23 protein-coding genes are annotated in these 23,015 nt (G+C 55.0%); 20 read left to right on the top strand and 3 right to left on the bottom strand.

Annotation, left to right across the window (positions count from 1 at the left end):
• Positions 1-2: 2 nt before the first annotated feature.
• On the bottom strand, positions 3-638 hold the full coding sequence (gene ribA / locus HP566_RS08355) for a GTP cyclohydrolase II (protein ID WP_249976798.1): 636 nt from the start codon (positions 636-638) through the stop codon (positions 3-5).
• A 348-nt stretch (positions 639-986) separates the two neighbouring features.
• Between ribA and HP566_RS08350 the strand changes: the two genes are divergently transcribed.
• From HP566_RS08350 to HP566_RS08285, 14 genes are all read left to right on the top strand, one after another.
• Complete coding sequence (locus HP566_RS08350; RefSeq protein ID WP_249976797.1) at positions 987-3,893, top strand: monovalent cation/H+ antiporter subunit A; 2,907 nt, start codon at positions 987-989, stop codon at positions 3,891-3,893.
• Positions 3,893-4,237 (top strand): Na+/H+ antiporter subunit C, encoded by a 345-nt coding sequence (locus tag HP566_RS08345; RefSeq protein WP_249976796.1) that lies wholly within the window; start codon positions 3,893-3,895, stop codon positions 4,235-4,237. The genes HP566_RS08350 and HP566_RS08345 overlap by 1 nt, the downstream gene beginning before the upstream one ends.
• Positions 4,234-5,853 carry a monovalent cation/H+ antiporter subunit D gene (locus HP566_RS08340; protein ID WP_249976795.1) on the top strand — a complete coding sequence of 540 codons (1,620 nt, stop codon included), beginning with the start codon at positions 4,234-4,236 and terminating at the stop codon, positions 5,851-5,853. Before HP566_RS08345 ends, HP566_RS08340 begins: the two co-directional genes overlap by 4 nt.
• Positions 5,850-6,347 carry a Na+/H+ antiporter subunit E gene (locus tag HP566_RS08335; protein WP_249976794.1) on the top strand — a complete coding sequence of 166 codons (498 nt, stop codon included), beginning with the start codon at positions 5,850-5,852 and terminating at the stop codon, positions 6,345-6,347. The genes HP566_RS08340 and HP566_RS08335 overlap by 4 nt, the downstream gene beginning before the upstream one ends.
• Before the next feature lie 12 nt (positions 6,348-6,359).
• Positions 6,360-6,638 (top strand): K+/H+ antiporter subunit F, encoded by a 279-nt coding sequence (locus HP566_RS08330; protein WP_249976793.1) that lies wholly within the window; start codon positions 6,360-6,362, stop codon positions 6,636-6,638.
• Complete coding sequence (mnhG, locus tag HP566_RS08325; RefSeq protein WP_249976792.1) at positions 6,635-7,030, top strand: monovalent cation/H(+) antiporter subunit G; 396 nt, start codon at positions 6,635-6,637, stop codon at positions 7,028-7,030. The genes HP566_RS08330 and mnhG overlap by 4 nt, the downstream gene beginning before the upstream one ends.
• 228 nt (positions 7,031-7,258) lie before the next feature.
• Positions 7,259-8,374 carry a uroporphyrinogen decarboxylase gene (gene hemE / locus HP566_RS08320; RefSeq protein ID WP_249976791.1) on the top strand — a complete coding sequence of 372 codons (1,116 nt, stop codon included), beginning with the start codon at positions 7,259-7,261 and terminating at the stop codon, positions 8,372-8,374.
• Positions 8,371-9,231 (top strand): polyamine aminopropyltransferase, encoded by an 861-nt coding sequence (speE, locus tag HP566_RS08315; protein ID WP_249976790.1) that lies wholly within the window; start codon positions 8,371-8,373, stop codon positions 9,229-9,231. The genes hemE and speE overlap by 4 nt, the downstream gene beginning before the upstream one ends.
• Before the next feature lie 76 nt (positions 9,232-9,307).
• Positions 9,308-10,318: an amino acid ABC transporter substrate-binding protein gene (locus HP566_RS08310; RefSeq protein WP_249976789.1), complete on the top strand. Its 1,011-nt coding sequence runs from the start codon at positions 9,308-9,310 to the stop codon at positions 10,316-10,318.
• A gap of 241 nt (positions 10,319-10,559) precedes the next feature.
• Complete coding sequence (locus HP566_RS08305) at positions 10,560-11,585, top strand: amino acid ABC transporter substrate-binding protein (RefSeq protein ID WP_249976788.1); 1,026 nt, start codon at positions 10,560-10,562, stop codon at positions 11,583-11,585.
• Positions 11,586-11,670: 85 nt separating this feature from the next.
• Positions 11,671-12,861: an amino acid ABC transporter permease gene (locus HP566_RS08300; RefSeq protein ID WP_249976787.1), complete on the top strand. Its 1,191-nt coding sequence runs from the start codon at positions 11,671-11,673 to the stop codon at positions 12,859-12,861.
• Positions 12,862-12,882: 21 nt separating this feature from the next.
• Positions 12,883-13,983 (top strand): amino acid ABC transporter permease, encoded by a 1,101-nt coding sequence (locus HP566_RS08295; protein ID WP_249976786.1) that lies wholly within the window; start codon positions 12,883-12,885, stop codon positions 13,981-13,983.
• 70 nt (positions 13,984-14,053) lie between these two features.
• Positions 14,054-14,782 (top strand): amino acid ABC transporter ATP-binding protein, encoded by a 729-nt coding sequence (locus HP566_RS08290; protein ID WP_249976820.1) that lies wholly within the window; start codon positions 14,054-14,056, stop codon positions 14,780-14,782.
• Between the two features lie 79 nt (positions 14,783-14,861).
• Positions 14,862-15,260 (top strand): RidA family protein, encoded by a 399-nt coding sequence (locus HP566_RS08285; protein WP_249976785.1) that lies wholly within the window; start codon positions 14,862-14,864, stop codon positions 15,258-15,260.
• On the opposite strand, the gene HP566_RS08280 is transcribed toward HP566_RS08285, so the two are convergent.
• Positions 15,257-15,850: a histidine phosphatase family protein gene (locus HP566_RS08280; protein WP_249976784.1), complete on the bottom strand. Its 594-nt coding sequence runs from the start codon at positions 15,848-15,850 to the stop codon at positions 15,257-15,259. The two genes, HP566_RS08285 and HP566_RS08280, sit on opposite strands and share 4 nt — an antisense overlap.
• Positions 15,851-16,007: 157 nt before the next feature.
• Between HP566_RS08280 and phnD the strand changes: the two genes are divergently transcribed.
• From phnD to HP566_RS08250, 6 genes are all read left to right on the top strand, one after another.
• Positions 16,008-16,997 carry a phosphate/phosphite/phosphonate ABC transporter substrate-binding protein gene (phnD, locus tag HP566_RS08275; RefSeq protein ID WP_249976783.1) on the top strand — a complete coding sequence of 330 codons (990 nt, stop codon included), beginning with the start codon at positions 16,008-16,010 and terminating at the stop codon, positions 16,995-16,997.
• A 57-nt stretch (positions 16,998-17,054) separates the two neighbouring features.
• Positions 17,055-17,861, top strand: a complete 807-nt coding sequence (phnC, locus tag HP566_RS08270; protein ID WP_249976782.1) for a phosphonate ABC transporter ATP-binding protein — start codon at positions 17,055-17,057, stop codon at positions 17,859-17,861.
• Positions 17,848-18,660: a phosphonate ABC transporter, permease protein PhnE gene (phnE, locus tag HP566_RS08265; RefSeq protein ID WP_249976781.1), complete on the top strand. Its 813-nt coding sequence runs from the start codon at positions 17,848-17,850 to the stop codon at positions 18,658-18,660. The genes phnC and phnE (HP566_RS08265) overlap by 14 nt, the downstream gene beginning before the upstream one ends.
• Positions 18,654-19,463: a phosphonate ABC transporter, permease protein PhnE gene (gene phnE / locus HP566_RS08260; RefSeq protein ID WP_249976780.1), complete on the top strand. Its 810-nt coding sequence runs from the start codon at positions 18,654-18,656 to the stop codon at positions 19,461-19,463. Before phnE (HP566_RS08265) ends, phnE (HP566_RS08260) begins: the two co-directional genes overlap by 7 nt.
• A 93-nt stretch (positions 19,464-19,556) precedes the next feature.
• A complete protein-coding gene (locus tag HP566_RS08255) occupies positions 19,557-19,988 on the top strand; it encodes a host attachment protein (RefSeq protein ID WP_249976819.1) in 432 nt (143 codons plus the stop codon).
• 83 nt (positions 19,989-20,071) lie between these two features.
• Positions 20,072-21,931, top strand: a complete 1,860-nt coding sequence (locus HP566_RS08250) for a methyl-accepting chemotaxis protein (protein WP_249976779.1) — start codon at positions 20,072-20,074, stop codon at positions 21,929-21,931.
• Here the strand turns inward: HP566_RS08250 and HP566_RS08245 are convergent.
• Entirely contained in the window at positions 21,928-22,854 is a 927-nt protein-coding gene (locus HP566_RS08245) for a LysR family transcriptional regulator (protein WP_249976778.1), read from the bottom strand. The genes HP566_RS08250 and HP566_RS08245 overlap by 4 nt on opposite strands.
• Between the last annotated feature and the right edge of the window lie 161 nt (positions 22,855-23,015).

The raw sequence follows: 23,015 nt of genomic DNA, 5'->3' as shown, positions 1-23,015 counted from the left end.
TCCTACCCTTTGCGCTCAATATCCACGTCGCTTGCCTGAGTAAAATCATCCAGTGCCATCATGTGGCCCAGTTTGCCCGCCTTGGTTGAGAGGTAATGCTCGTTGTGAGGGTTAAGGCCTGTCGTGATAGGCAAGCGCTCCACCACGTTGACACCATCACGGGTCAGGGCATCAACTTTACGGGGGTTATTGGTCATCAGCTTTAATGCAGTGATGCCCAAGTGGTCGAGCATCGGCACGCACAGGTCGTAACGGCGCATATCAGCGCCAAAGCCTAGTTGTTCATTGGCTTCCACCGTATCAGCGCCTTGATCCTGTAAGTGGTAGGCACGGATTTTATTTAGCAGGCCAATGCCGCGCCCTTCCTGGCGCAGGTAGAGCAGTACGCCCCGCCCCTCTTCGGCAATACGTTTGAGCGCTTCCTGTAACTGATAACCGCAGTCACAGCGCATGGAGAACAGAGCATCACCGGTTAAACACTCCGAGTGCACACGCCCCAACACCGGCACATCGCCACTCACATCACCCAACGTAAGTGCGATATGATCCTTGCCTGTGGCTTCATCCTCGAAACCATGCATGGTAAATGTGGCCCAGGGGGTGGGCAGCCGGGAAGCAGCAATGAAGCGAATGGTCACAGGTTACCTCGCTGATCAACCAAACCAGTTAACCACACCAGTGTTGGCAAAGTGGGGGCACAGTTTACCAGGAAGCGACTCGCTCCTCACGACTGTTACCGGCTAAAATTGAAGCAAAAAATTACCGGCCAGGATCGATTTTGTTCCGGCATGCACACTCACTACCCGTAGATTAGGATTGTCTCAATACTTTCAATCACGTAAGTTTTACGACTTAAGGTGGAGACAAGGCCACACTAATGCAGCAGGAGCGTACCCAGGGAGAAGACTCGTTTAGCCAGGCAAATCGTTTGCGAGCAGCGGGATAACCGCTGAAATATCAGAATTCTTTATTATTGACGGACTCCTATGCTGCTACTCATATTGATCGCGACGCCCTTCATTGCCAGCATTATTGCCGCACTAATGCCCGCTAACGCCCGTAATCGGGAAGCCTGGCTGGCAGGCGGTGTCACCCTATCAGGGCTGTTGATTACCAGCTATCTATACACCCAAGTGGGTGCTGGCGAGATTGTCCGTAACGAATTTGCCTGGCTGCCGGATTACGGCTTGAGCATTATGCTGCGCATGGATGGTCTGGCCTGGTTATTTGCCATGCTGGTCCAGGGCATTGGCTTGCTGGTGGTGATTTATGCCCGCTATTACATGTCTCCGGCAGACCCGGTGCCACGCTTTTTCTCCTTCCTGCTCGCCTTTATGGCCTCAATGCTGGGCGTAGTGCTATCGGGCAACCTTATCCAGTTGGTCGTTTTCTGGGAGCTAACCAGCCTCACCTCATTCCTGTTGATTGGCTACTGGCATCACCGTGCCGATGCACGGCGGGGCGCACGCATGGCGTTCACCGTAACGGCCAGCGGTGGCCTCTGCCTGCTGGTAGGTGTATTGCTGCTCGGCCATATCGTTGGCAGCTACTCGCTGGATGTTGTACTGGCCTCTGGTGATCTTATTCGCGAGCACTCCCTCTACCGCCCGATGCTGTTGCTGGTCGCGTTAGGCGCATTAACCAAGAGTGCCCAGTTCCCCTTCCACTTCTGGCTACCCCACGCCATGGCGGCCCCCACACCGGTATCCGCCTTTCTGCACTCCGCCACCATGGTCAAGGCTGGCGTGTTCCTGCTGATGCGCCTCTGGCCATCGCTGTCGGGAACACCTGAGTGGACCTGGCTCATCACCGGTGCCGGCCTGTGTACGATGTTGATTGGTGCTTTCGTTGCCATCTTCCAGCATGATTTGAAAGGCTTACTGGCGTACTCCACCATCAGCCACCTGGGCCTGATTACGGTACTACTGGGCATTGGCTCTCCCCTGGCCCTGGTGGCAGCGATTTTCCACACACTTAATCACGCCACCTTTAAGGCCTCCTTGTTCATGGCCGCAGGCATTATCGACCATGAAACCGGCACCCGTGATATGCGGCACCTGCGTGGCCTTTACGCAGCACTACCCTATACCGCCACACTGGCGATCGTTGCCAGTGCCGCCATGGCAGGTGTCCCGCTGCTCAATGGCTTTATATCCAAGGAAATGTTCTTTGCCGAAGCACTGGCCGTTGGTTCAGCACATAACTGGGGAATGTCGATTGCCGCCGTGCTGATGGGCATTTTTGGGGTCGCCTACTCTTTACGCTTTATCTACGTCTTTTTCGGCAAACAGCCCGACGACCTGCCAAAGCAACCACACGAGCCACCCCGCTGGATGCGTTTCCCGGTGGAATTTCTGGTGCTTTGCTGTCTGGTCGTGGGCATTATTCCCGGCCTGAGTATCGGCCCCTTCCTGAATGTGGCCGTTACCTCGGTATTGGGTGATGCAACTCCCTATTACAGCCTTGCTGTTTGGCACGGCTTCAACCTGCCCCTGACGATGAGCATCGTGGCGCTGATAGGCGGTGTGGCGTTCTATATCTGGTTACGCCTCCGCTATGGACTCATCCAGTCAACCCATGTGCCACTGCTGGGCCGCTTCAATGGTAAGCAAGCATATGAAAACACCATGCTACGCCTCTCATCGAGCGCCTCGCTGCTGGAAAAACTCCTCGGCACCCGCCGCCTACAGCCTCAGTTGCTGCTGATGGTGGTTATGCTGCTGGCGGTGCCAATGCTGATTGTGCGGCCAGTATCGCTGCTCATCCTACCTGCCAATGGTGAGTTTTCCTGGCTGTTCGCGGGGCTATGGCTGATTGGCGCCATCTGTGCCGTTGCGGCTGCCTGGCAGGCCAAATACCATCGCCTGGCCGCGCTTAGTCTGGTAGGCGGCGTGGGTATTATTACCAGTATGGCGTTCCTGTGGCTGTCGGCCCCTGACCTGGCGCTCACCCAGTTGATGGTGGAAACCATCACCACTGTGCTGATTCTGCTAGGTCTGCGCTGGTTGCCACCCCGTATCGTTCCAAAGGAACTGAGCATCATCACGTCAAAACGCGCCATTCTGCGTCGCTCCAGGGATATGGTGATTGCGGCCTGCGCGGGTCTGGCGATGGCCCTGGTCAGCTACGCGGCGCTGCTGCGTGGCCCCTCTACAGGAGGGATCTCTGACTTCTTCCTTACCCGCGCGCTAAGCGAAGGCGGAGGAAGCAACGTGGTCAATGTGCTGTTGGTTGACTTCCGCAGCTTCGATACCCTTGGCGAAATTGCGGTACTGGCCATTGTGGCATTGACCGTTTATGCCCTGCTGCGGCGTTTCCGCCCGGCACCGGAAAGCCTGCCGATTCCCGCTCAACAGACCAACAGCGTCGACCCCGCTGCAGGACAGACGCCAACCCAGCAGGTGGAAACGGGCTACCTGAAAATCCCCAGTGTCTATTTGCGCCTGTTGCTGCCGATTATGGGTGTTATCGCCGCGTACTTCTTTATCCGTGGCCATAATCTGCCCGGCGGCGGCTTCGTCGCAGGCTTGATCTTTGCAGTTGCCATTATTGTTCAGTACATGCTGGCAGGAACCCAGTGGGTGGAAACGCATCTGCGCCTTCAGCCGCACCGCTGGATTGCCTTTGGTCTACTCATCGCCTGCGCAACCGGACTGGGTGCCTGGTTACTCGGTTATCCATTCCTGACCAGCCACACCGCCCACTACACACTGCCACTGCTGGGGGAAGTACACCTGCCAAGCGCGTTCATCTTCGATTTGGGTGTATTTGGTGTGGTCGTAGGCTCCTCGATACTGATTCTGGTCGCCCTGGCACATCAGTCCGTGCGCAGCCATCGCTTACCCGCCACTACAATGGCGCCCCCCTCTGCCCCTAAACAGGAGACCAACTAATGGAAGCTGTGATCGCCATTGCCATGGGCATTATGTTTGGTTCCGGGGTATGGCTACTACTCCGTCCACGGACGTTTCAGGTCATTATTGGCTTATTGCTGATTTCCTATGCGGTTAACCTTTTCATCTTCATCATGGGACGACTCACCATTAACCAGCCACCGTTAACGCTTGCCGAGGGTACCATTGACCCTGCTCTGTACGCCGACCCGATGCCCCAGGCATTGGTACTGACCGCCATTGTTATCGGCTTCGCCACCACGGCACTGTATCTTGTAGTGATGATTGGAGCACGGGGCCTGACGGGTACCGACCACGTTGATGGCAAGGAGACCAGCCGATGAGTCTCCCCTGGGTTCAGCACGTCATCCTGGCCCCCATTTTGCTGCCCCTGATCTTCGGGGCAGGGCTGATTTTGATTAATGAACGCCATCACCAGCGCAAGTTTTTTATTAACCTGGCCAGCACATTGGCCATGCTATTGACGGCGGTGGCATTACTCCTGCTGACAGACCATGAATACTGGCCGGACGGCATTGGTTTATACCTTTCTGCCAACTGGGCGGCTCCCTTTGGTATCGTGCTGCTGGCCGACCGGCTGACGGCTGTCATGCTACTGCTTACCTCGGTCCTGGCAACCGCTTCGCTGATTTTTGCGATGACCCGCTGGAGCCGAATTGGGGTGCACTTCCACTCGCTGTTCCAGTTCCTGTTAATGGGCGTCAACGGCGCGTTCCTTACCAATGACCTGTTCAACCTGTTCGTTTTCTTCGAGGTAATGCTGGCGGCCTCTTATGGCCTGGTTCTGCATGGTTACAACAGCGTGCGTATCCGTGCAGGCATGCAGTACATCGTCGTTAATCTATTGGCTTCCTTTTTCTTCCTGATCGGTGTGGCCCTGATCTACGCCACGACCAGCACGCTTAACATGACCGATCTGGCTGCACGCCTGGAAAGATTGAATCCGGAAGATATGGTGCTGCTGAAGATTGGCGTTGTTATTCTGGCCCTGGCGTTTCTCACCAAGAGCGCCATGTGGCCGCTTGGCTTCTGGCTGCCCACCACTTACTCGGCTGCCTCACCACCGGTGGCCGCGATGATGGTGTTGATGACCAAAATCGGCGTGTACGTACTGATTCGTCTGTGGTTACTGCTGTTCTCAGAGGGGCCTGCGGCAGGCTTCGGCTTTGACCTTCTGCTCTGGGGCGGCCTGGCAACCCTCGCCTTCGGCACGATTGGCATGCTGGCCAGTCAGGAGCCTGGACGCATGGCGGGTTATGCTGCCGTCATATCATCCGGCACGCTACTCGCCGCAGTGGGATATGGCCAACCCGCGCTGATTAATGTGGCACTGTTTTACTTAATCAGTTCGACGCTTGCCGTTGCGGCGTTTCTGATGCTGATTGAACTGATTGACCGTATCAGAACACCAGGAGCGGCCATGCTGGCCCTGACCATGGAAGCCTTCGCGGTTGAAGATAAACCAGGTGAACCCGTAGGGAAGGCCATTCCAGGTGCATTAGCCTTCCTGGGGCTGGCATTTGCCTGCTGTGCGCTGGTGATTACCGGGCTGCCGCCGCTATCAGGCTTCGTTGCCAAATTCAGCCTTTTCCATACCCTGCTTAACCCTGTGGATGCAGCCACCGGCATTGGCGTGGTTACCTGGATAATGATCCCGCTGATAATACTCTCCGGGCTGGCAGGTATTATTTCGCTAATGCGCTTTGGCGTACGCACCTTTTGGGCCACTCAGAACCCGGTAGCCCCTCACCTGCAGCGTTCAGAGGTGATGCCCATTACCGCCCTGCTCCTGGTCTGTGTTCTGCTAACCGTCCAGGCAGGCCCCACCATGGCGTACCTGGATCGCAGTGCCGAAACACTCAACCAGCCAGCTATTTATATAGACCGCCTGGCATCATCACCGGTTATTGGCGATACGGTTCTGGAGGATGATCAATGACACGTCGTTGGCTTCCCGCTCCGGCACTATCAGGTGCCTTATTGATCATATGGCTTTTGCTCAGCCAAAGCATTGCACCGGCACAGATTCTGCTTGGCAGCCTGCTGGCTATCGCCGCGCCGCTGCTGGCCAGGCCGCTACGCCCGCTCGCACCGGCACCGCTGCGTAAACCTGTGGTACTGGCACGTTTACTGTTTATGTCGATGGTGGAAATCGTACGCTCCTGTTTCAACGTCAGTCGAATCATTCTGTTCAAGGCTGAGGGGGTTGAATCGCAGTTCATCCGCATCCCACTGGATCTGAAAGACCCTTATGGTCTGGCACTGCTGTCCTGCCTGATCAACTCCACACCCGGCACCGTCTGGGTAGAGCAGTTGCCTGATACCAATGATCTGGCGCTACACGTTTTCGACCTTCACGATGAGCAGTGGTGGATCGACACCATTAAAACGCGTTACGAACAGCCACTGATTGAGATTTTTGAACATGAATAAGGAGAGTTCTGTATGACGGCACTGCTCTCTCTGGCGATCAATATCACCCTGCTAAGCATCATACTGGCCATGTTGCTATGCACGATCCGCCTTCTGCTTGGGCCAACCGCACAGGATCGTGTTCTGGCGCTCGATACCCTGTGGATGTGTGCCATGCTGCTTGCCCTTACCCTGGGCATCCGCTTCGGCAGCGTGGTTTATTTTGAGGCTGCGATGCTGATTGCGCTCACGGGCTTTGTCTCGACAATTGCCCTTACCAAATTCCTGATGCGCGGCGAGGTAATTGAATGACCCCTGAACTGGAAACACTACCCATCTGGGTTAGCCTGCCGGTTACCCTGTTATTGCTGCTTGGCAGTGCCATCATATTGATCGGTGCCCTGGGCCTGGTAAGGCTGCCGCACTTTTTTCAGCGTATCCATGGCCCTGCCATTACCATCACGCTTGGCACCGGCTCTATTCTCATCGCCTCCATGATCTACTTTTCGGCGCTGCAGTCGCGCTTGGTGATCCATGAGGTGCTGATTACCGCCTTTGTAATGCTAACCGCCCCGGTGGTGGCAATGCTGATCATGCGCACCGCCGTCTATCGTGACCTGCGCGCCAGGGATCGCGGCCAGGACGACAGCACGGAAGATGATGAAGCCACTAACGAAGTTTACCCGTTCTCGACGAAAAAATGATGCTCGCTAAACGCGAGACTCCCAGTGATGCCCATGCAGTGGTAGCGTCCAAGCGAGCCTGTATCAAGATCAAGGTTTACGCCAAAACTGCCTGGCCGCAGCATTTTGACACAGAGATACGCCGCTCAAGAGCTCCATTCTCAAGTACAATTTCCCGTACTGTTGCATGTGCTGTTTCAAGTACTATTTCAAGTACACTGCGGGCAAATTTCTCAAGAGCCAATGCTTATGACCACCACACCTTTGCAAAACGACCGTTTTCTTCGCGCACTGACTCGCCAGCCCGTTGACCGCACCCCAGTGTGGATGATGCGCCAGGCAGGCCGCTACCTGCCGGAATATCGCGCCAGCCGCGCCGATGCAGGCAGCTTTATGGACCTGTGCCGTAACCACGATCTGGCCTGTGAAGTAACGCTACAGCCTCTTGAGCGCTATCCGCTCGACGCCGCTATTCTGTTTTCGGATATCCTGACCATCCCCGATGCCATGGGCCTGGGGCTCTATTTTGAAACCGGCGAAGGTCCGAAATTCAAAAAAACCGTGCGCACCGCCCAGGAAGTGGCGGCGCTTAGCGTACCCAACGCTGAACGCGATCTCGACTATGTGATGCGCGCAGTATCGACGATCCGCCGTGAACTGAATGGCCGCCTGCCACTCATTGGCTTCTCCGGCAGCCCATGGACACTGGCCAGCTACATGGTGGAAGGCGGCTCAAGTAAGGATTTCCGTCATCTGAAAACCATGCTGTACGATACACCCGACACCATGCACCAATTGCTGGACACCCTGGCCCATGCCGTCACCGACTACCTGAATGCGCAAATCCGTGCAGGCGCCCAGGCGGTACAGATTTTTGACACCTGGGGCGGCGTGCTCTCTACCCCCGCCTACCTGGAGTTCTCGCTGCGCTACATGGAGCAGATTGTTTCCGGCCTGATCCGCGAACATGAAGGCCGCCGTGTACCGGTGATTCTGTTTACCAAAAATGGCGGCCAGTGGCTTGAGCACATCGCGTGTGCTGGCGCCGACGCACTGGGTATCGACTGGTCCACAGAGCTTTCCGATGCCCGTGACCGGGTAGGCCACAAGGTGGCGCTACAGGGTAACCTGGACCCCAACGTACTGTTCGCACGCCCGTCGGCTATTCGTGCAGAGGTAGCACGCGTACTGGAGAGCTATGGCCACGGCCCCGGCCATGTATTTAACCTGGGCCACGGCATTAGCCAGTTCACCAACCCCGATCATGTCACCGCCTTTATGGATGCCCTGCACGACTTAAGTCCGCAGTATCATCAGGATATACCGACCCAAACGAATCACCAGTGCTCAGGAGCATCGTCATGAGCGAATTACGCGACGACCAGTGGTTTACCGAAGTATTTGATAGCCACGGCAGCGCTTTCTCGCTGAAAGTCACCGATAAACTGTTGGATGTGCAAAGCCCCTACCAACACCTGGAAGTATACGCCACGGAAACTTACGGCAACCTGCTGGTGCTGGATGGCTGCGTGATGCTGACCGATCGCGACAACTTTCTCTACCATGAGATGATTGCCCATCCGGCGCTATTTACCCATCAGGAGCCCAAACGGGTGGTGATTATCGGCGGAGGCGACTGCGGCACTCTGAAGGAAGTGCTGCGCCATCCAAGCGTGGAAAACGTCACCCAGATCGATATCGACAAAGAAGTCACCAAGGCTTCCGAGCGCTTTTTCCCAGCGTTGGTGGAGTCAAACAATGACCCCCGTGCCGAGCTGCTGTTTGCCGATGGCGTGAAGTGGGTGGACGAGGCGGCTGACGAGAGCATTGATATTCTTATCATCGATTCTACCGATCCGGTTGGCCCTGCCGAAGGACTGTTTAAAACCGACTTTTTGAAGCGCTGCCACCGTATCCTCAAGAACGGCGGAGTGATGGTGCAGCAGAGCGAGTCACCGCTCTATCACAGTGGCTCCATTATTCGTGAACTGCGTAATGATATGCGTGCAGCGGGCTTTGATAGTGTAGCGACCCTGCCATTCCCACAACCAGTCTATCCCTCTGGTTGGTGGAGCGTGACATTGGCTGGCAAAGGCACCAACGTTGAAAGCTTCCGCGAACAGGCTGCCGCCAGCCACGAAATGCCGCTACAGTACTATACAGTAGATGCCCATCGTGGCGCCCTGGCGCTACCACCCTTTATGCGCAAGGCCTTCGCGTAACATAACGCGACATTGCCATCCGCTAAGGCCGGGCACTGCTCGGCCTTTTTTGTGTCATCACGTTAAGGAATAACAAATGAAAACCGTTCGTTGGTTGGGATTGGGAATCAGTATCTTGGCCCCCTCCGTGGCCATGGCCAGCACACTGGAAACCGTGCAGAACCGTGACAGTGTTCGCTGCGGCGTTAATGCAGCGCAGCCTGGCTTTTCTGCGCTGGACGACGATGATCAGTACCGAGGGCTGGATACCGACATATGCCGGGCAATTGCCGCAGCAGCACTTGGGGATGCGAGCAAAGTGGATTTCGTACCGTTGGATTCAGTGGAGCGCTTTACGGCTCTGCAATCCGGCGAAGTGGATGTGCTGTCACGCACCACCACCTGGACATCAAACCGCGACACCTCCCTGGGCATTAATTTTACCGGCGTGAGCTACTACGACGGTCAGGCCTTCATGGTAGCCAGCGACCTGGGTGTACAAAGTACCAAAGAGCTGGATGGCGCCGCGGTTTGCACTCAATCCGGCACCACCAGCGAACTCAATCTCTCCGACTACTTCCGCATCCACAATATGGCCTACGATGCGGTGGTATTTGATTCCCCCGAGCAGTCGATTGCTGGCTTTGAAGCTGGCCGCTGCGACGTTTTAAGCTCTGACGCCTCCCAGCTTTACGCGCAACGTATGCAACTTGCCGACCCTGACAGGGCTGTGGTGCTGCCGGAAATCATCTCCAAAGAGCCACTCGGCCCCGCTGTTCGACAGGGCGATGACCAATGGTTCAACATTGTCAAGTGGACGCTGTTTGCAATGCTTAACGCGGAAGAGCTGGGCATTAGCCAGGAGAACGTCGACGAACAGCTTGACTCCGACAACCCTGACATCATGCGCCTGCTCGGCCAGGATGGTGATTTTGGCGAAGCCATGGGCATTGAGGCTGACTGGGCTTATCAAATTGTCAAACAAGTGGGTAATTACGCCGAGATCTATGACCGCAACGTAGGCAGCGATTCAGATTTCAACATTGCCCGTGGGTTAAACGGCCTGTGGAACAACGGAGGAATTCAGTACGCTCCGCCTATTCGATAAACCCACTACGGGTTCAAACATAACGTTTAAACACCACGTCATTAGCAGCTGCGCACCAAAAAAGAGCGCTGCGTAGCTGCTAATGCACTTTATTGCACCACAACTTTGGTAGGAATTCGCTACTTTTTGCGTTGAAAAGCGCTGAATTTACCAACATATCCTTTCTGGCATCTTCCTTGCTAGTTTTTAGTGTCATGCATCTGCATGCATAACGACATTAAATCGAGGAAGGGGAACTACCATGCTTAACAAAAAACACCTGGTACTGCTGGCCTCCGCTGGCGCTATCACCTTGGCCGGTGTAGCTACCGCTCAAGCAGATACCTTGGAAGATACGCGCTCACGGGGCGCTGTGCAGTGCGGTGTCAGTGATGGTTTACCAGGCTTTTCCGCTCCAGACGATAGCGGTGAATGGCAGGGCCTCGACGTGGACGTGTGCCGCGCAGTTGCGGCAGCGGTTCTTGGTGATGCGGATGCGGTTAACTACATCTCTTTGAACGCCGTTGAGCGTTTCACCGCTCTGCAATCGGGCGAAGTAGACGTTCTATCCCGCAATACCACCTGGACAACTGTCCGCGATACTACACTGGGCCTGAACTTTACCGGCGTTACCTTCTACGACGGTCAGGGATTCCTGGTATCAAGTGACCTGGGCGTTTCCAGCGCAGATGAGCTGGATGGCGCTGCTATCTGTATTCAGTCTGGTACTACGACGGAGCTGAACCTTGCCGATTACTTCCGCGCCAACGGCATGGAGTTCGACCCCATCGTATTCGATACCTCCGACCAGACCGTGGGTGGTTTCCAGGCGGGTCGCTGCGATGTATTGACGTCAGACACCTCTCAGTTGGCTGCACTGCGCATCCAGTTGGATGATCCGGACAGTGCCATTATTCTTCCCGATGTTATCTCCAAAGAGCCACTTGGCCCCGTTGTTCGTCAAGGCGACGACCTTTGGTTCAACATCGTCAAGTGGTCGCTGTTCGCCATGCTGAACGCTGAAGAGTACGGCATCACCAGCGAAAACGTTGACGATATGCTGAGTTCGGAAAATCCCGACGTTGCCCGCCTGCTGGGGCAGGATGGTAACTACGGCGAAGCCATGCAGCTGGAAGCCGACTGGGCTTACAACATTATCAGCCAGGTGGGCAACTACGGTGAAAGCTTCGAGCGCAACGTAGGTATGGGCTCACCACTGGAAATTGAACGTGGGGTTAACGCCCTGTGGACCCAAGGTGGCGTTCAGTACGCACCGCCGATTCGCTAAGCGTCTCGCTTGACCCCGGCCCGCCTCACTTTTCAGGTGATGGCGGGCCATCTGATTGACCTTCCGTATCGCGGAGACGCTGTCCATGTCCGTAAGACCTAACGCTCGCCCTGTCGGCCAAAAGCCACCGTTCTGGCGAGATCGCGCTAAACGCGCACTGATTTTCCAATTTATTCTGATTGCTGCTGTCGCAGTCTTTCTTGTTTATATTGTTGGTAATACTCAAGACAACTTGGCTGCCCGAGGGATTACCACAGGCTTTGGTTTCCTGAGTAATACCGCCGGCTTTGGGATTGTGCAGAGTCTGATCGATTACTCATCCCAGAGCACGTATGGTCGCACCTTCCTTGTTGGTTTGCTGAATACTCTGCTGGTAGGCAGTTTAGGCGTAGTCGCCGCCACTATTATCGGTTTTATTGTTGGTATCGCCCGCCTGTCACCCAACTGGTTACTAGCGCGTCTTGCAACCGCCTATATCGAGACCTTCCGTAACATCCCTCTGCTGTTACAGATTTTCTTCTGGTACTATGCCGTACTTCGCACCCTTCCCAGCGCACGGGACAGCCTGACCTTCGGCGAGATTATCTTCCTCAACGTCAGGGGACTTTACCTGCCAGAGCCGCTGTTTGAGTCGGGCTTTGGCTTAATTCCCGTGACGTTCATTCTGGCGATTGTTGCCAGCATTGCATTGATTATCTGGAACAAACGCCGTCAGGAAGCAACCGGGCAGCGCTTGCCCGCCTACTGGATTTCATTTGCACTGATTTTTGGACTTCCACTACTGGTGATGTTCGCCACCGGTGTGCCCATCACCTGGGATGTACCCGAACTGCGCGGTTTTAACTTCCGTGGTGGCTTTACGGTTATTCCGGAGTTCCTGGCACTCTGGCTTGCGCTCTCGATCTACACCGCCGCGTTTATTGCGGAAATTGTACGTTCTGGTATTCAGGCGATTTCCCACGGCCAAACGGAGGCGGCCCAGGCACTCAGTCTGCCGCGCAGCCTTGTGCTGCGTCTAGTGGTTATCCCCCAGGCACTGCGGGTCATTATCCCCCCCCTGACCAGCCAGTACCTGAACTTGATCAAAAACTCATCGCTCGCCACCGCTATTGGTTACCCCGACCTTGTGTCGGTGTTTGCCGGTACCACGCTTAATCAGACGGGCCAAGCCATTGAGGTTATTGCAATGACCATGGCGGTTTATCTGACAATCAGCCTGTTGGTGTCCATGTTTATGAACTGGTTCAACGCCCGCGTGGCGCTGGTTGAACGCTAGGCTGATGGTGAGGAACGTAACATGATTCATAATCAAACAGTGATTGAGCAACGCCCGGCACCGTCAAGCGCTATTGGGCCGTTGGCATGGCTGCGAACCAATTTATTCAGCGACCCCATCAACACCATTTTTACCCTGATCGGGCTTTATGTGCTGTATCTGCTGGTGGTACCCACCGTGCAGTGGGCATTTATCAATGCCGATTGGGTGGGTACTACCCGCGAGGACTGTTCACGCGAAGGGGCATGCTGGGTCTTTGTCAATGCACGCTTCACCCAGTTCATTTACGGCTTATACCCCCGCGCTGAAATCTGGCGTGCCAATATCGTATTTGCAGGCTTCTTTACCCTTATCGCCTGGCTGGCTATTCCCCGCCTGCCCTTTAAGCGCTGGGTGGCGGTGTTTGCGCTGGTGGGCTTCCCGGTAGTGGCTTATGTGCTGCTGCATGGTGGCTACTTCGACCTGCCGCGGGTACCAACACACCGCTGGGGTGGACTGATGCTGACCCTGCTGTTAGCCACAGTGGGTATGGTGGGCGCCCTTCCTATCGGTATCGTGCTGGCACTGGGTCGGCGCTCCAATATGCCGATCGTGAAAAGCTTTTGTGTAGTCTTCATCGAATTCTGGCGTGGTGTACCGCTGATTACCGTGCTGTTTATGGCTTCGGTCATGCTGCCGCTGTTTATGCCTTCAGGGATCAGCGTGGATCGACTGGTACGCGCACTGATCGGCCTGACCCTGTTCCAAAGTGCCTATATGGCCGAGGTGATTCGAGGGGGCTTGCAAGCCATCCCGAAAGGACAGGAAGAGGCCGCAGCAGCGCTGGGTATGACGTACTGGAAGCGCATGGGGCTGATTGTATTACCCCAAGCGTTGAAGATGATGATTCCTGGCATCGTCAATACCTTTATCTCCCTGTTTAAAGACACCACGCTGGTTATGATTATCGGGCTATTTGATCTTTTGGGGATCGTACAAGCGGCCCTGGCTGATTCACGCTGGTTGGGCTTCTCACTGGAAGGCTATGTATTTGCCGCATTCATGTTCTGGATCTTCTGTTTCAGCATGTCTCGCTACAGCCAATACCTGGAACGCAAGCTGAATACCGGCCACAAACGCTAACGCCGCTTCTCTTAACGATTTTTAGCAGGATAACGACATGACCCAAACAGCCACCAAGACCAATGACCTGATGGTTGAAATGCACGGCGTGAATAAGTGGTACGGCGACTTTCACGTATTGCGCGATATCTACCTGGATGTAAAACGCGGTGAACGTATCGTCATCTGTGGGCCTTCCGGTTCTGGCAAATCCACCATGATCCGCTGTATCAATCACCTGGAAGAGCATCAGCAGGGTGAAATCGTGGTCGGTGGAGTACCACTGACTCAAGACGTCAAGCGTATCGAACAGATCCGCCGCAGCGTTGGCATGGTGTTTCAGCACTTTAATCTGTTCCCCCACCTGACGGTGTTGGAGAACTGCTGCATCGCCCCTATGTGGGTACAGAAGAAACCCCGCAAAGAGGCCGAGGAGCAGGCCATGCGCTACCTGGAACGGGTACGCATTGCCGAGCAGGCCCGCAAATACCCCGGCCAGCTTTCGGGTGGTCAGCAACAGCGGGTGGCTATTGCCCGCTCCCTGTGTATGCACCCCGATGTGATGCTGTTTGACGAACCAACCTCAGCCCTTGACCCTGAAATGATCAAGGAAGTATTGGACGTCATGGTTGAATTGGCCAAAGAGGGCATGACCATGCTGTGTGTGACCCACGAAATGGGCTTTGCCAAAACCGTGGCTGACCGTGTGATCTTCATGGACCAGGGGCAAATCATTGAAGAAAATGCTCCTGAGCCGTTCTTCAATAACCCGCAGTCGGAGCGCACCAAGCTGTTCTTAAGCCAGATTCTGGGGCATTAAGTACCCGTTCGTTCTTAGTAAGCAAATGGGTCTCTCCGGAGGCCCATTTTTCTGTTTTACCAACACGCTTGGATCAATCATGATCGAAAAACTGTTTATTGACCGGGCGCCGCAGCCCATTGCCCCTTTTTCACACGCCTGCCGGGTGGGGGATCTGGTGTTTATCACCGGACAAATGCCCACCGTACCGGAAACCAACGAGATGTTGCTGGGCACTTTTACCGAACAAACTCATCGGGTAATGCAAAACCTTGCCATTGTGCTGGAAGAGGTGGGCAGCAGCTTCGATTACGTGGTGCAGTCGCGGGTGTTTATCACCAATATGGGCCACTTTGAAGAGGTCAACGCCGTATATGCAAGCTACTTCAAGCAGCCATTGCCCACCCGTACCTGTATCGGGGTCACCGGCCTTGCTGGCGGCGCCGATGTGGAAGTGGATATGATCGCCTGGATTCCCGCGGCGGAAGGCGGCGCTTAGCCACCCAGCAGGGTAACACTGGCAGGCAGCAGCGCTGGCTGCTCCCGGTGCTGGCTCAACGGCTTGTTGGCCAGTGCCGTCAGTAAAATCTGTAGCGGGTCTCCGTGGCTTACTACCAGCACCGTTTCCCCCGCCAGTTGCTGCTCCAGCTCTGCGATAACATCTCTCATACGCGCTGCGACGGCATTGACAGCTTCCACCTGATACTGCTGATGGCCGGCATTCTGGGCATCCAGTGCCCATACATCAGGGTAATGGCTATCAGCCAACCCCTCCAGCTCCCCGAAGTAACGCTCCCGCAGGCGCTGCTCTTTGGCGATGGGTACATCAAAGGCACTTGCCACCCACTGCGCGGTTTGCGTGGTACGTAAAAAATCCGAATGCAGTGCCCGAGTGGGCACAGGCCACTGCCAGTCCCCCACGATCTCCACAAGCTGCTGCTCCCCCATCGTGGAAAGACCGAAAGCGTCTAACCCCCGCTCAGGAGAGCTAATGATCACCCCCCGTTCATTGGCCTGGCTATGACCATGGCGCATCAGCAAGTAAACGTTTCGCCATTGGTATGAAGCCGTATGGAAAGTATTTGACATAACTTTGTCATAAACCCTAGATTGAAGGTGTTAATTTTCGAAAAATAAACATTTATATCGTCAAATGTCCATTTTCGAAACATGCGTTGATTGAATATTAACTTAGCGCAACGCAATGGTTAAAAACCACAAAAATAACGCACCTACGAGGCTTCACATGGCAACGTCACGTTTTCGCAAGCACCCGCTTGCAGTACTCACGGCTGTATCGCTGCTGCCCTTAGCGCTACTCTCGAACCAGGCATTCGCTGAATGCGAGCGTGGTGATCTCGATACCCTCTACTGCGATGAGAATGGCGATTTGGTCGCCGACCGCCCGGGCGATGAGTCAGAGTGGGCCAATCCCGACACCCTCATTTTCGCCTATACCCCGGTGGAAGATCCTGCTATTTATTCCGATATCTGGCAGCCATTCATCGACCACTTGTCGGAAGTGACCGGGCGTGATGTTCGCTTCTTTGCGGTGCAGTCAAATGCCGCACAGGTGGAAGCAATGCGCAGCGGGCGACTACATATTGCCGGATTCTCCACTGGCCCCACGCCTTTTGCAGTCAACCTGGCGGGCGCCGTTCCCTTTGCACTCATGGGGTCTGATGACGGCCAGTTCGGCTACACTCTGCAAATGTTTACCCATGTCGATTCGGATATCGAAAGCCTGGAAGACCTGCAAGGCAAGCGCGTTGCACACACCTCGCCCACCTCGAACTCGGGCAACCTGGCCCCCCGTGCACTGCTGCCTGAGCTGGGCATTGTCCCCGACGAAGATTACCAAGTGGTGTACTCCGGCAGCCATGACCAATCCATGCTGGGTGTGGTGGCACGGGACTATGATGCAGCCCCGGTAGCCTCTGAAGTGGTAGAGCGTATGGCGGCTCGTGGCCTCTATGATGAAGAGGATGTACGACTGATCTACGAATCCGACCGCTTCCCCACCACCTCCTATAACTATGCACATAACCTCCATCCCGACTTGGTGGAGAAGATAGAAGAAGCCTTCTTCACGTTTGACTTTATCGGTACTGAACTGGGTGAAGAGTTTGACGGCGTCGAGAAGTTTATCCCCATCAATTACAAGGATAACTGGCAGGTTATTCGCACCATCCAAGCCGCCAACGGCGTGAGCTATACGCGGGCAAACCTAGAGTAACGCGTACCGCGCCGCGTTATGCGGCGCGGATCTTCGTCGATTGATGGAAGCGAAAACATGCTGGAAATAAATAACCTGGTCAAACGTTATGGCCACAATGAGGCAGTGCTGAAAGGGCTCGACCTCAAGGTCGAGGGCAACTGCGTTGTTTCTATCGTAGGAGCATCCGGCGCTGGCAAAAGTACCATGCTCCGCTGCATCAACCGGTTGGTAGAGCCTACCTCTGGTTCTATCAAACTCAATGGCACCGAACTGGTTAACCTGAAAGGCGCGGAATTGCGCCACGCCCGACGCAAAATTGGCATGGTGTTTCAAGGCTTTAACCTGCTTGACCGGCTCACCGTCATGGAGAATGTGTTGGCGGGACGGCTGGGTTACGTCAATCTTTACCAGGCTATTTCACGCCGCTACCCCCAGGCTGATATTGAGCGTGCATTTGTTTTAATGGAGCGCGTGGGTATTGCCCACTATGCCAACAAGCGCGCCGACGCACTCTCTGGCGGTGAGCGCCAGCGGGTGGGCGTGGTAAGGGCATTAATGCAGGAACCCGAGGTACTGCTCGCCGATGAGCCCACCGCCTCGCTGGACCCACGCACTTCCGAGCAGATTATGATGTTACTACAGAGCCTTGCCAGCGAGCTTGCGCTGCCGGTGCTGATTAATATTCATAACGTTGCCCAGGCAAAAACCTACACCGAACGGATTGTCGGCCTGCGCCACGGCAAAATGATTTTTGACGGCGTACCCAGTGATTTCAACAAAGATGCCCTGGATGCCATTTACGGTGGCATTGAAGCACCGGACGACTCCATTACTGAACCACCAAACACTTCCGCGGAGGTAGCTCGCCATGACTCCGCCTGACACTCAATCCAGCCTGCCACGCACGTGGAAGAAACCGCCGTTTATTGCCAATCCATTGCTGCGTTATGGCCTGTTGATCCTGGCTGTCGCCTATCTGGTGTGGGCCTTTGGTTCGCTCCCCTTCAACTGGGCGCGTATATCAGAGGGTTTGCCACGGGCGGCGCGTATCTTCAGTGGTGGCTTTCCACCCAGCTTCGAGCGTTTCGGGCTGCTGCTAACCGGGTTTAAAGAGAGCTTTCAGATCGCGATTCTGGCGACGCTGTTAGGCGTACTGCTCTCAATACCGTTTGCGGTCATGGCTGCCCGTAATATCGCCCCCCTGCCAATTTATCTGATCGGCCGGGCGGTGATTATCATCTCACGCAGCTTTCACCCGGTGATTGTGGCTATTTTGTTCGTCGCTGCCGTTGGCTTTGGTCCACTGGCCGGTATCTTGACGCTCACACTCTACTCCATTGGCTTTGTCGGCAAGCTGCTGGCTGAGGAAATCGAAGAGATCGACTGGGGACAGGTAGAAGCCATGCGTGCAGCAGGTGCGGGCTATTTAGCCACGCTGTTCTATGCTGTTTTCCCGCAAATTCTTCCCCGCCAGGTGGGCCTGTCCATGTACCAGCTCGATAGCAACCTGCGCGCCTCCGCCGTTGTCGGCATCGTGGGCGCTGGCGGTATTGGCGGCACGCTCATGAATGCCTTTGGGCGCTACGATTACGACTTCGCCTTTGCGATTCTGCTGATCATTATTGCGGTTATTTTGCTCAGTGAAGGTATCAGCGGCTGGGTAAGGAAAAAGATATGGTAGATCACGCACAGCAACTTGCCGACCGGGTTTGGCAACGCTATGACCGCAAGGCCAGACTACTCCGCTACGCGGTACTGCTCGCTACCCTGATGCTGGTGTTTTGGGCGGTTCGCGATATTGATATCTTCTGGCCCTGGGTATGGGATGCCCCCAATCAAATTTCGGGGCTGGGCGCACGCATGTGGCCTCCCAGCCCGGCCGGCCTTAACAACATCTTCAATGCCCTGCTGGAAACCGTGCATATCGCCACCCTGGCAACATTTCTAACCATCTTTCTGGCGCTGCCTGTGGCTTATATCGCCGCCCAGAACACGACCCCCAACCGTGCCTACCTGTGGCTGGGCCGCTTCATTTTAGTCGCTAGCCGTTCGGTGAATACGATTATCTGGGCGCTGCTGTTTGTGGCTATTTTTGGCCCTGGTGTTCTGGCGGGCATTCTGGCCATCGTCTTCCGCTCTATCGGATTTATCGGCAAGCTGATGGGGGAAGCCATTGAAGAGATTGACCGTAAACCAGTGGAGGCCATGGAAGCCACCGGGGCATCGAAGGCCAAAGTTATCGCCTATGCGATTGTTCCCCAGGTGATGCCAGCGTTTTTTGCCATTATTATTTTGCGCTGGGATATCAATATCCGCGAGTCCACGGTATTGGGGCTGGTAGGCGCCGGCGGCATCGGCGTGATTCTCCAGGGCGCTATCGACACCTTTGCCTGGCCAACAGTAGCAACGATTCTGATCGCCATTATCGTCCTGGTGTTGATCGGCGAAGCTATTACCAGCCTGCTGCGCAGCAAGGTGCTGTGACCAGCCAGCGGTTGATATAGGGTAAGCGTTTGACCTATCGGCAAACGCTTGCCATGGTTAGGTAACCACTTACGACAAGGAGGACGCATGACGATGACAACCTATATCGTGGTAGCCGATGCCGCCCGGGCACGTATTTTTACTCGTGATGCACTTAACCTCGCTGAGAAGGAAAGTCTGGTACATGCGGAAGGTCGGCTGCATGAAGGTGATTTGATTACGGATCGCCGTGGTGCAGATGTTCATGAGTCTATGTCTACTACGTCACGCTCCTCTGGTGAGGAAGGGGCCGCCTCCAAACATGAAAATGAGCTGTTTGCCAAAGAGGTGGCCCAGCGGCTTTACAATGCACGGGTTGAAAACAGCATGAAGAAGCTGATTATGGTGGCACCTCCCAAATTTTTGGGGCTGCTGCGGGAAAAACTCGACAATCCAACCCATAAACTGGTCATCCACACGCTGTCGAAGGATTTAAGCAAAGCCTCCTTGGCCGATATCCAACACGCGGTTAGTGATTTGCGCTAAGGCGCCGCCAGCGTCATATCTGCTAAAGAAGTGGTCGCTCTCGCCGATACTCATCCGGTATCCAAATGGAATAGAGAGCGACCATGTTTTCATCTCTGCGTGCACGTATCTTACTCGCCGCACTCACGGCGATTACCCTCGCCCTGATTATTAACGGCATCGCCAGTTACACCACCGTTAAGCATTACAATGCCCAACAGGTATCACGCAACTTAGATGCAGTAGTACGGGGAAACACTCAGGCGCTAAATGAGTGGGTCGCGTCTCGAGCGAGTATGCTGTCAGCGTTAACAGTGGCCGCTGAAGAAGAAAATCCATTGCCTTACCTAGAGCAGCTGGCTGAATCTGGCGGGTTTATGGTCACTTACATGGCTTATCCCGCGACCTCACAAGCGGTGTTTTCTGACGGCTGGCAACCACCCGGCGATTATGATCCACGCCAACGCCCCTGGTATAAGGATGCGGTTGAGGCAGGCACCACGATCATCACCACTCCGTATGTGGATATGATCAGTGATGAATTGGTCGTCTCGCTGGCACACCCATATTTTCATAATGGTGATTTAGTGGCTGTCGTAGGGGCGGATATTTCCATCCAGGAGGTCATTGACATTGTGGCTTCTATTTCACCGACCCCCGCAAGCTTTGGATTTTTAACAACACAGGATGGCACCCTGGTTGCTCATCCTGATGATAGCCTGCCCCTTGAACCCTCAACAGTATTAAACAGCGACCTCACCGCAGACTCCCTGACGCAAATCAGTAACGCCACCACGCCTCATGTGATGCCGCTACAGGGGACCAGCAAATTATTAATGGGCAGCCAAGTGGGAGGTAACAGCGGTTGGCAGTTAATCGTGGCACTTGATGAACAGGAGGCTACCGCTGGCCTGCGAGCAATCGCCACCACCGCCATTGTGACCCTGCTGATAGTGGCGGTCATTACCGCCGTCGTGTTTGGCTTACTGCTGTCACTGCTATTACGCCGCTTACTGGGCGTGCGCAATGCCATGGATAACATTGCATCAGGAGAGGGTGATCTAACCCAGCGCCTACCCGAAGAAGGCAATGATGAAGTTACCCAGATTGCACGCGCCTTCAACCGCTTTGTCAGCAAAATGGAAGAGGTGCTGCTGGAGGTGCGCAGTAGTAGCGAATCCGTTCACCACGCCGCCAATGAAATTGCCATGGGCGGCCAGGATCTTTCACGCCGTACCGATAACTCAGCGGCCAGCCTACAGCAAACATCCGCCTCGGTTGAGCAGATCACCAGCACGGTTCAGAACACAGCCGCCTCTGCTCAGCAAGCCAACCAGCTTTCCCATACCGCCACCGCAGTGGCCAATGAGGGAGGACAAGTCGTAGCCGATGTTGTCACGACGATGGAAGGTATCTCCCATGCTTCCCATAAAATCGGTGAAATTGTCACACTGATGAACAGCATTGCTTTCCAAACCAACCTGCTGGCGCTTAATGCCTCGGTAGAAGCCGCCCGGGCGGGCGAGCATGGTCGTGGCTTTGCGGTAGTCGCCGATGAAGTGCGCAAGCTGGCCGGACGCAGCAGCGAGGCGGCCAATGATATCCAAAAGCTGATCGAAGACTCACAGAGTAGGGTCAACAATGGCACTGCATTGGTGCAAAAAGCAGGAACTACCATGCAGGACATCGTGGAACACATTACGCGGGTAACCGATGTGCTGGAGGAGATCAATGCAGCCACCAGCGAACAGAGCGATGGAATTAATCAGGTCAATATTGCCATTACCGAGCTTGATCGCATGACTCAATCGAATGCCGCGCTGGTAGAGGAATCCACGACGGCTGCTGAGCAGTTGAAAGAGCAAGCCGCCCATTTGGCTGGCACGATCAGCAGCTTCAAGCTCTCCCAGGTGGCGGAGACGCCCACTCTGCTGGCCCCCCACAGCAGCAAAATTAACGGCTAGGGAACAGGCGGCAGTGGGATATCGTCGCTGCGCTTGGCACCGGCGGTCATTTCCCGGCAAAGACGCAGAAACTCCCGCACGCCGGTGGTTAAGTACTTGTGGCGATGCCAGATAAATGTGAACTGGCGTTTCAGATCCAACTCCGGCGTAGGTAGCGGCACCAGACTGCCACGCCGGAAGGCATCCCGCAGCGCAAGCCTGGACACACAGCCAATACCCAACCCCGACTCTACCGCCCGTTTAATACCCTCGGTATGTTCAAGCTCCAGCAGGGTATTAAACCGGCTGCGGCGATGCCGCGCTGCATGCTCTAACGTCATACGCGTGCCCGAGCCCTCCTCCCGCATAATCCAGTCTTCCCGCAGTAACTGCTCCAGTTCCAGATGCTCGCGGCCTGCCAACGGATGACGAGGCGAGCAAAAGACACACAGCTCATCCTCCACCCAGGGCTGACTAATCACCATATCGTCATCGCACTGGCCTTCAATCAAACCTAAATCCAGTGAGTGCTGGCGCACGCCTTCAATGATATGCCGCGTATTACGCACCGCTAAACGTACTCGGCTACCCGGATAACGCTGCATAAAATCACTGATTAACAGTGTGGCCAAATAATTGCCGATGGTGAGTGTTGCTCCTACATCCAAAGCCCCTACCCCTTGCTGGCCCCGCAGCAGCTCTTCCACTTCCTCGGCGCGATCCAGAAGCGCAACTGCTTTAGGTAGTAGCTGAAAGCCAAGGGCATTAAGCTTTAACCGTTTACCCATACGATCCAGCAGTTGGCAGTCGAATTGCCGTTCAAGCTCGGCCAGCGCCGTACTGGTCGCAGACTGAGACATCGAGAGCGCACGTGCAGCGAGGGAGACACTTTCGTGCTGGGCAACCGCCACAAAAACTTCCAGTTGGCGCAGGGTATAATGCATAGACCCACCTATATCTATTTTTTAGATAAGTGTTATCAATATAATTCTCTTAACAGATATACCACCCTTTATTTAGACTTAGCAGCATTGAAATACGCTATTTTTTATTCTTTTTTAGAATATGGCAGAGAAAGCTTAAGCCGTTCTGCCCCGGAGGAGCC

The organism is Vreelandella olivaria, from assembly GCF_023507745.1.
GTDB lineage: Bacteria > Pseudomonadota > Gammaproteobacteria > Pseudomonadales > Halomonadaceae > Vreelandella > Vreelandella olivaria_A.
Note: the sequence above shows the minus strand (reverse complement) of the source record. Positions and strands in the feature narration are given on the sequence as shown.

What these genes read in the sequence shown, in the direction of transcription:
- HP566_RS08350 (WP_249976797.1), top strand. Translation starts at nt 987, where the DNA reads ATGCTGCTACTCATATTGATCGCGACGCCCTTCATTGCCAGCATTATT.
- HP566_RS08345 (WP_249976796.1), top strand. Translation starts at nt 3,893, where the DNA reads ATGGAAGCTGTGATCGCCATTGCCATGGGCATTATGTTTGGTTCCGGG.
- HP566_RS08340 (WP_249976795.1), top strand. Translation starts at nt 4,234, where the DNA reads ATGAGTCTCCCCTGGGTTCAGCACGTCATCCTGGCCCCCATTTTGCTG.
- HP566_RS08335 (WP_249976794.1), top strand. Translation starts at nt 5,850, where the DNA reads ATGACACGTCGTTGGCTTCCCGCTCCGGCACTATCAGGTGCCTTATTG.
- HP566_RS08330 (WP_249976793.1), top strand. Translation starts at nt 6,360, where the DNA reads ATGACGGCACTGCTCTCTCTGGCGATCAATATCACCCTGCTAAGCATC.
- mnhG (WP_249976792.1), top strand. Translation starts at nt 6,635, where the DNA reads ATGACCCCTGAACTGGAAACACTACCCATCTGGGTTAGCCTGCCGGTT.
- hemE (WP_249976791.1), top strand. Translation starts at nt 7,259, where the DNA reads ATGACCACCACACCTTTGCAAAACGACCGTTTTCTTCGCGCACTGACT.
- speE (WP_249976790.1), top strand. Translation starts at nt 8,371, where the DNA reads ATGAGCGAATTACGCGACGACCAGTGGTTTACCGAAGTATTTGATAGC.
- HP566_RS08310 (WP_249976789.1), top strand. Translation starts at nt 9,308, where the DNA reads ATGAAAACCGTTCGTTGGTTGGGATTGGGAATCAGTATCTTGGCCCCC.
- HP566_RS08305 (WP_249976788.1), top strand. Translation starts at nt 10,560, where the DNA reads ATGCTTAACAAAAAACACCTGGTACTGCTGGCCTCCGCTGGCGCTATC.
- HP566_RS08300 (WP_249976787.1), top strand. Translation starts at nt 11,671, where the DNA reads ATGTCCGTAAGACCTAACGCTCGCCCTGTCGGCCAAAAGCCACCGTTC.
- HP566_RS08295 (WP_249976786.1), top strand. Translation starts at nt 12,883, where the DNA reads ATGATTCATAATCAAACAGTGATTGAGCAACGCCCGGCACCGTCAAGC.
- HP566_RS08290 (WP_249976820.1), top strand. Translation starts at nt 14,054, where the DNA reads ATGGTTGAAATGCACGGCGTGAATAAGTGGTACGGCGACTTTCACGTA.
- HP566_RS08285 (WP_249976785.1), top strand. Translation starts at nt 14,862, where the DNA reads ATGATCGAAAAACTGTTTATTGACCGGGCGCCGCAGCCCATTGCCCCT.
- HP566_RS08280 (WP_249976784.1), bottom strand. Translation starts at nt 15,850, where the DNA reads ATGTCAAATACTTTCCATACGGCTTCATACCAATGGCGAAACGTTTAC.
- phnD (WP_249976783.1), top strand. Translation starts at nt 16,008, where the DNA reads ATGGCAACGTCACGTTTTCGCAAGCACCCGCTTGCAGTACTCACGGCT.
- phnC (WP_249976782.1), top strand. Translation starts at nt 17,055, where the DNA reads ATGCTGGAAATAAATAACCTGGTCAAACGTTATGGCCACAATGAGGCA.
- phnE (WP_249976781.1), top strand. Translation starts at nt 17,848, where the DNA reads ATGACTCCGCCTGACACTCAATCCAGCCTGCCACGCACGTGGAAGAAA.
- phnE (WP_249976780.1), top strand. Translation starts at nt 18,654, where the DNA reads ATGGTAGATCACGCACAGCAACTTGCCGACCGGGTTTGGCAACGCTAT.
- HP566_RS08255 (WP_249976819.1), top strand. Translation starts at nt 19,557, where the DNA reads ATGACAACCTATATCGTGGTAGCCGATGCCGCCCGGGCACGTATTTTT.
- HP566_RS08250 (WP_249976779.1), top strand. Translation starts at nt 20,072, where the DNA reads ATGTTTTCATCTCTGCGTGCACGTATCTTACTCGCCGCACTCACGGCG.
- HP566_RS08245 (WP_249976778.1), bottom strand. Translation starts at nt 22,854, where the DNA reads ATGCATTATACCCTGCGCCAACTGGAAGTTTTTGTGGCGGTTGCCCAG.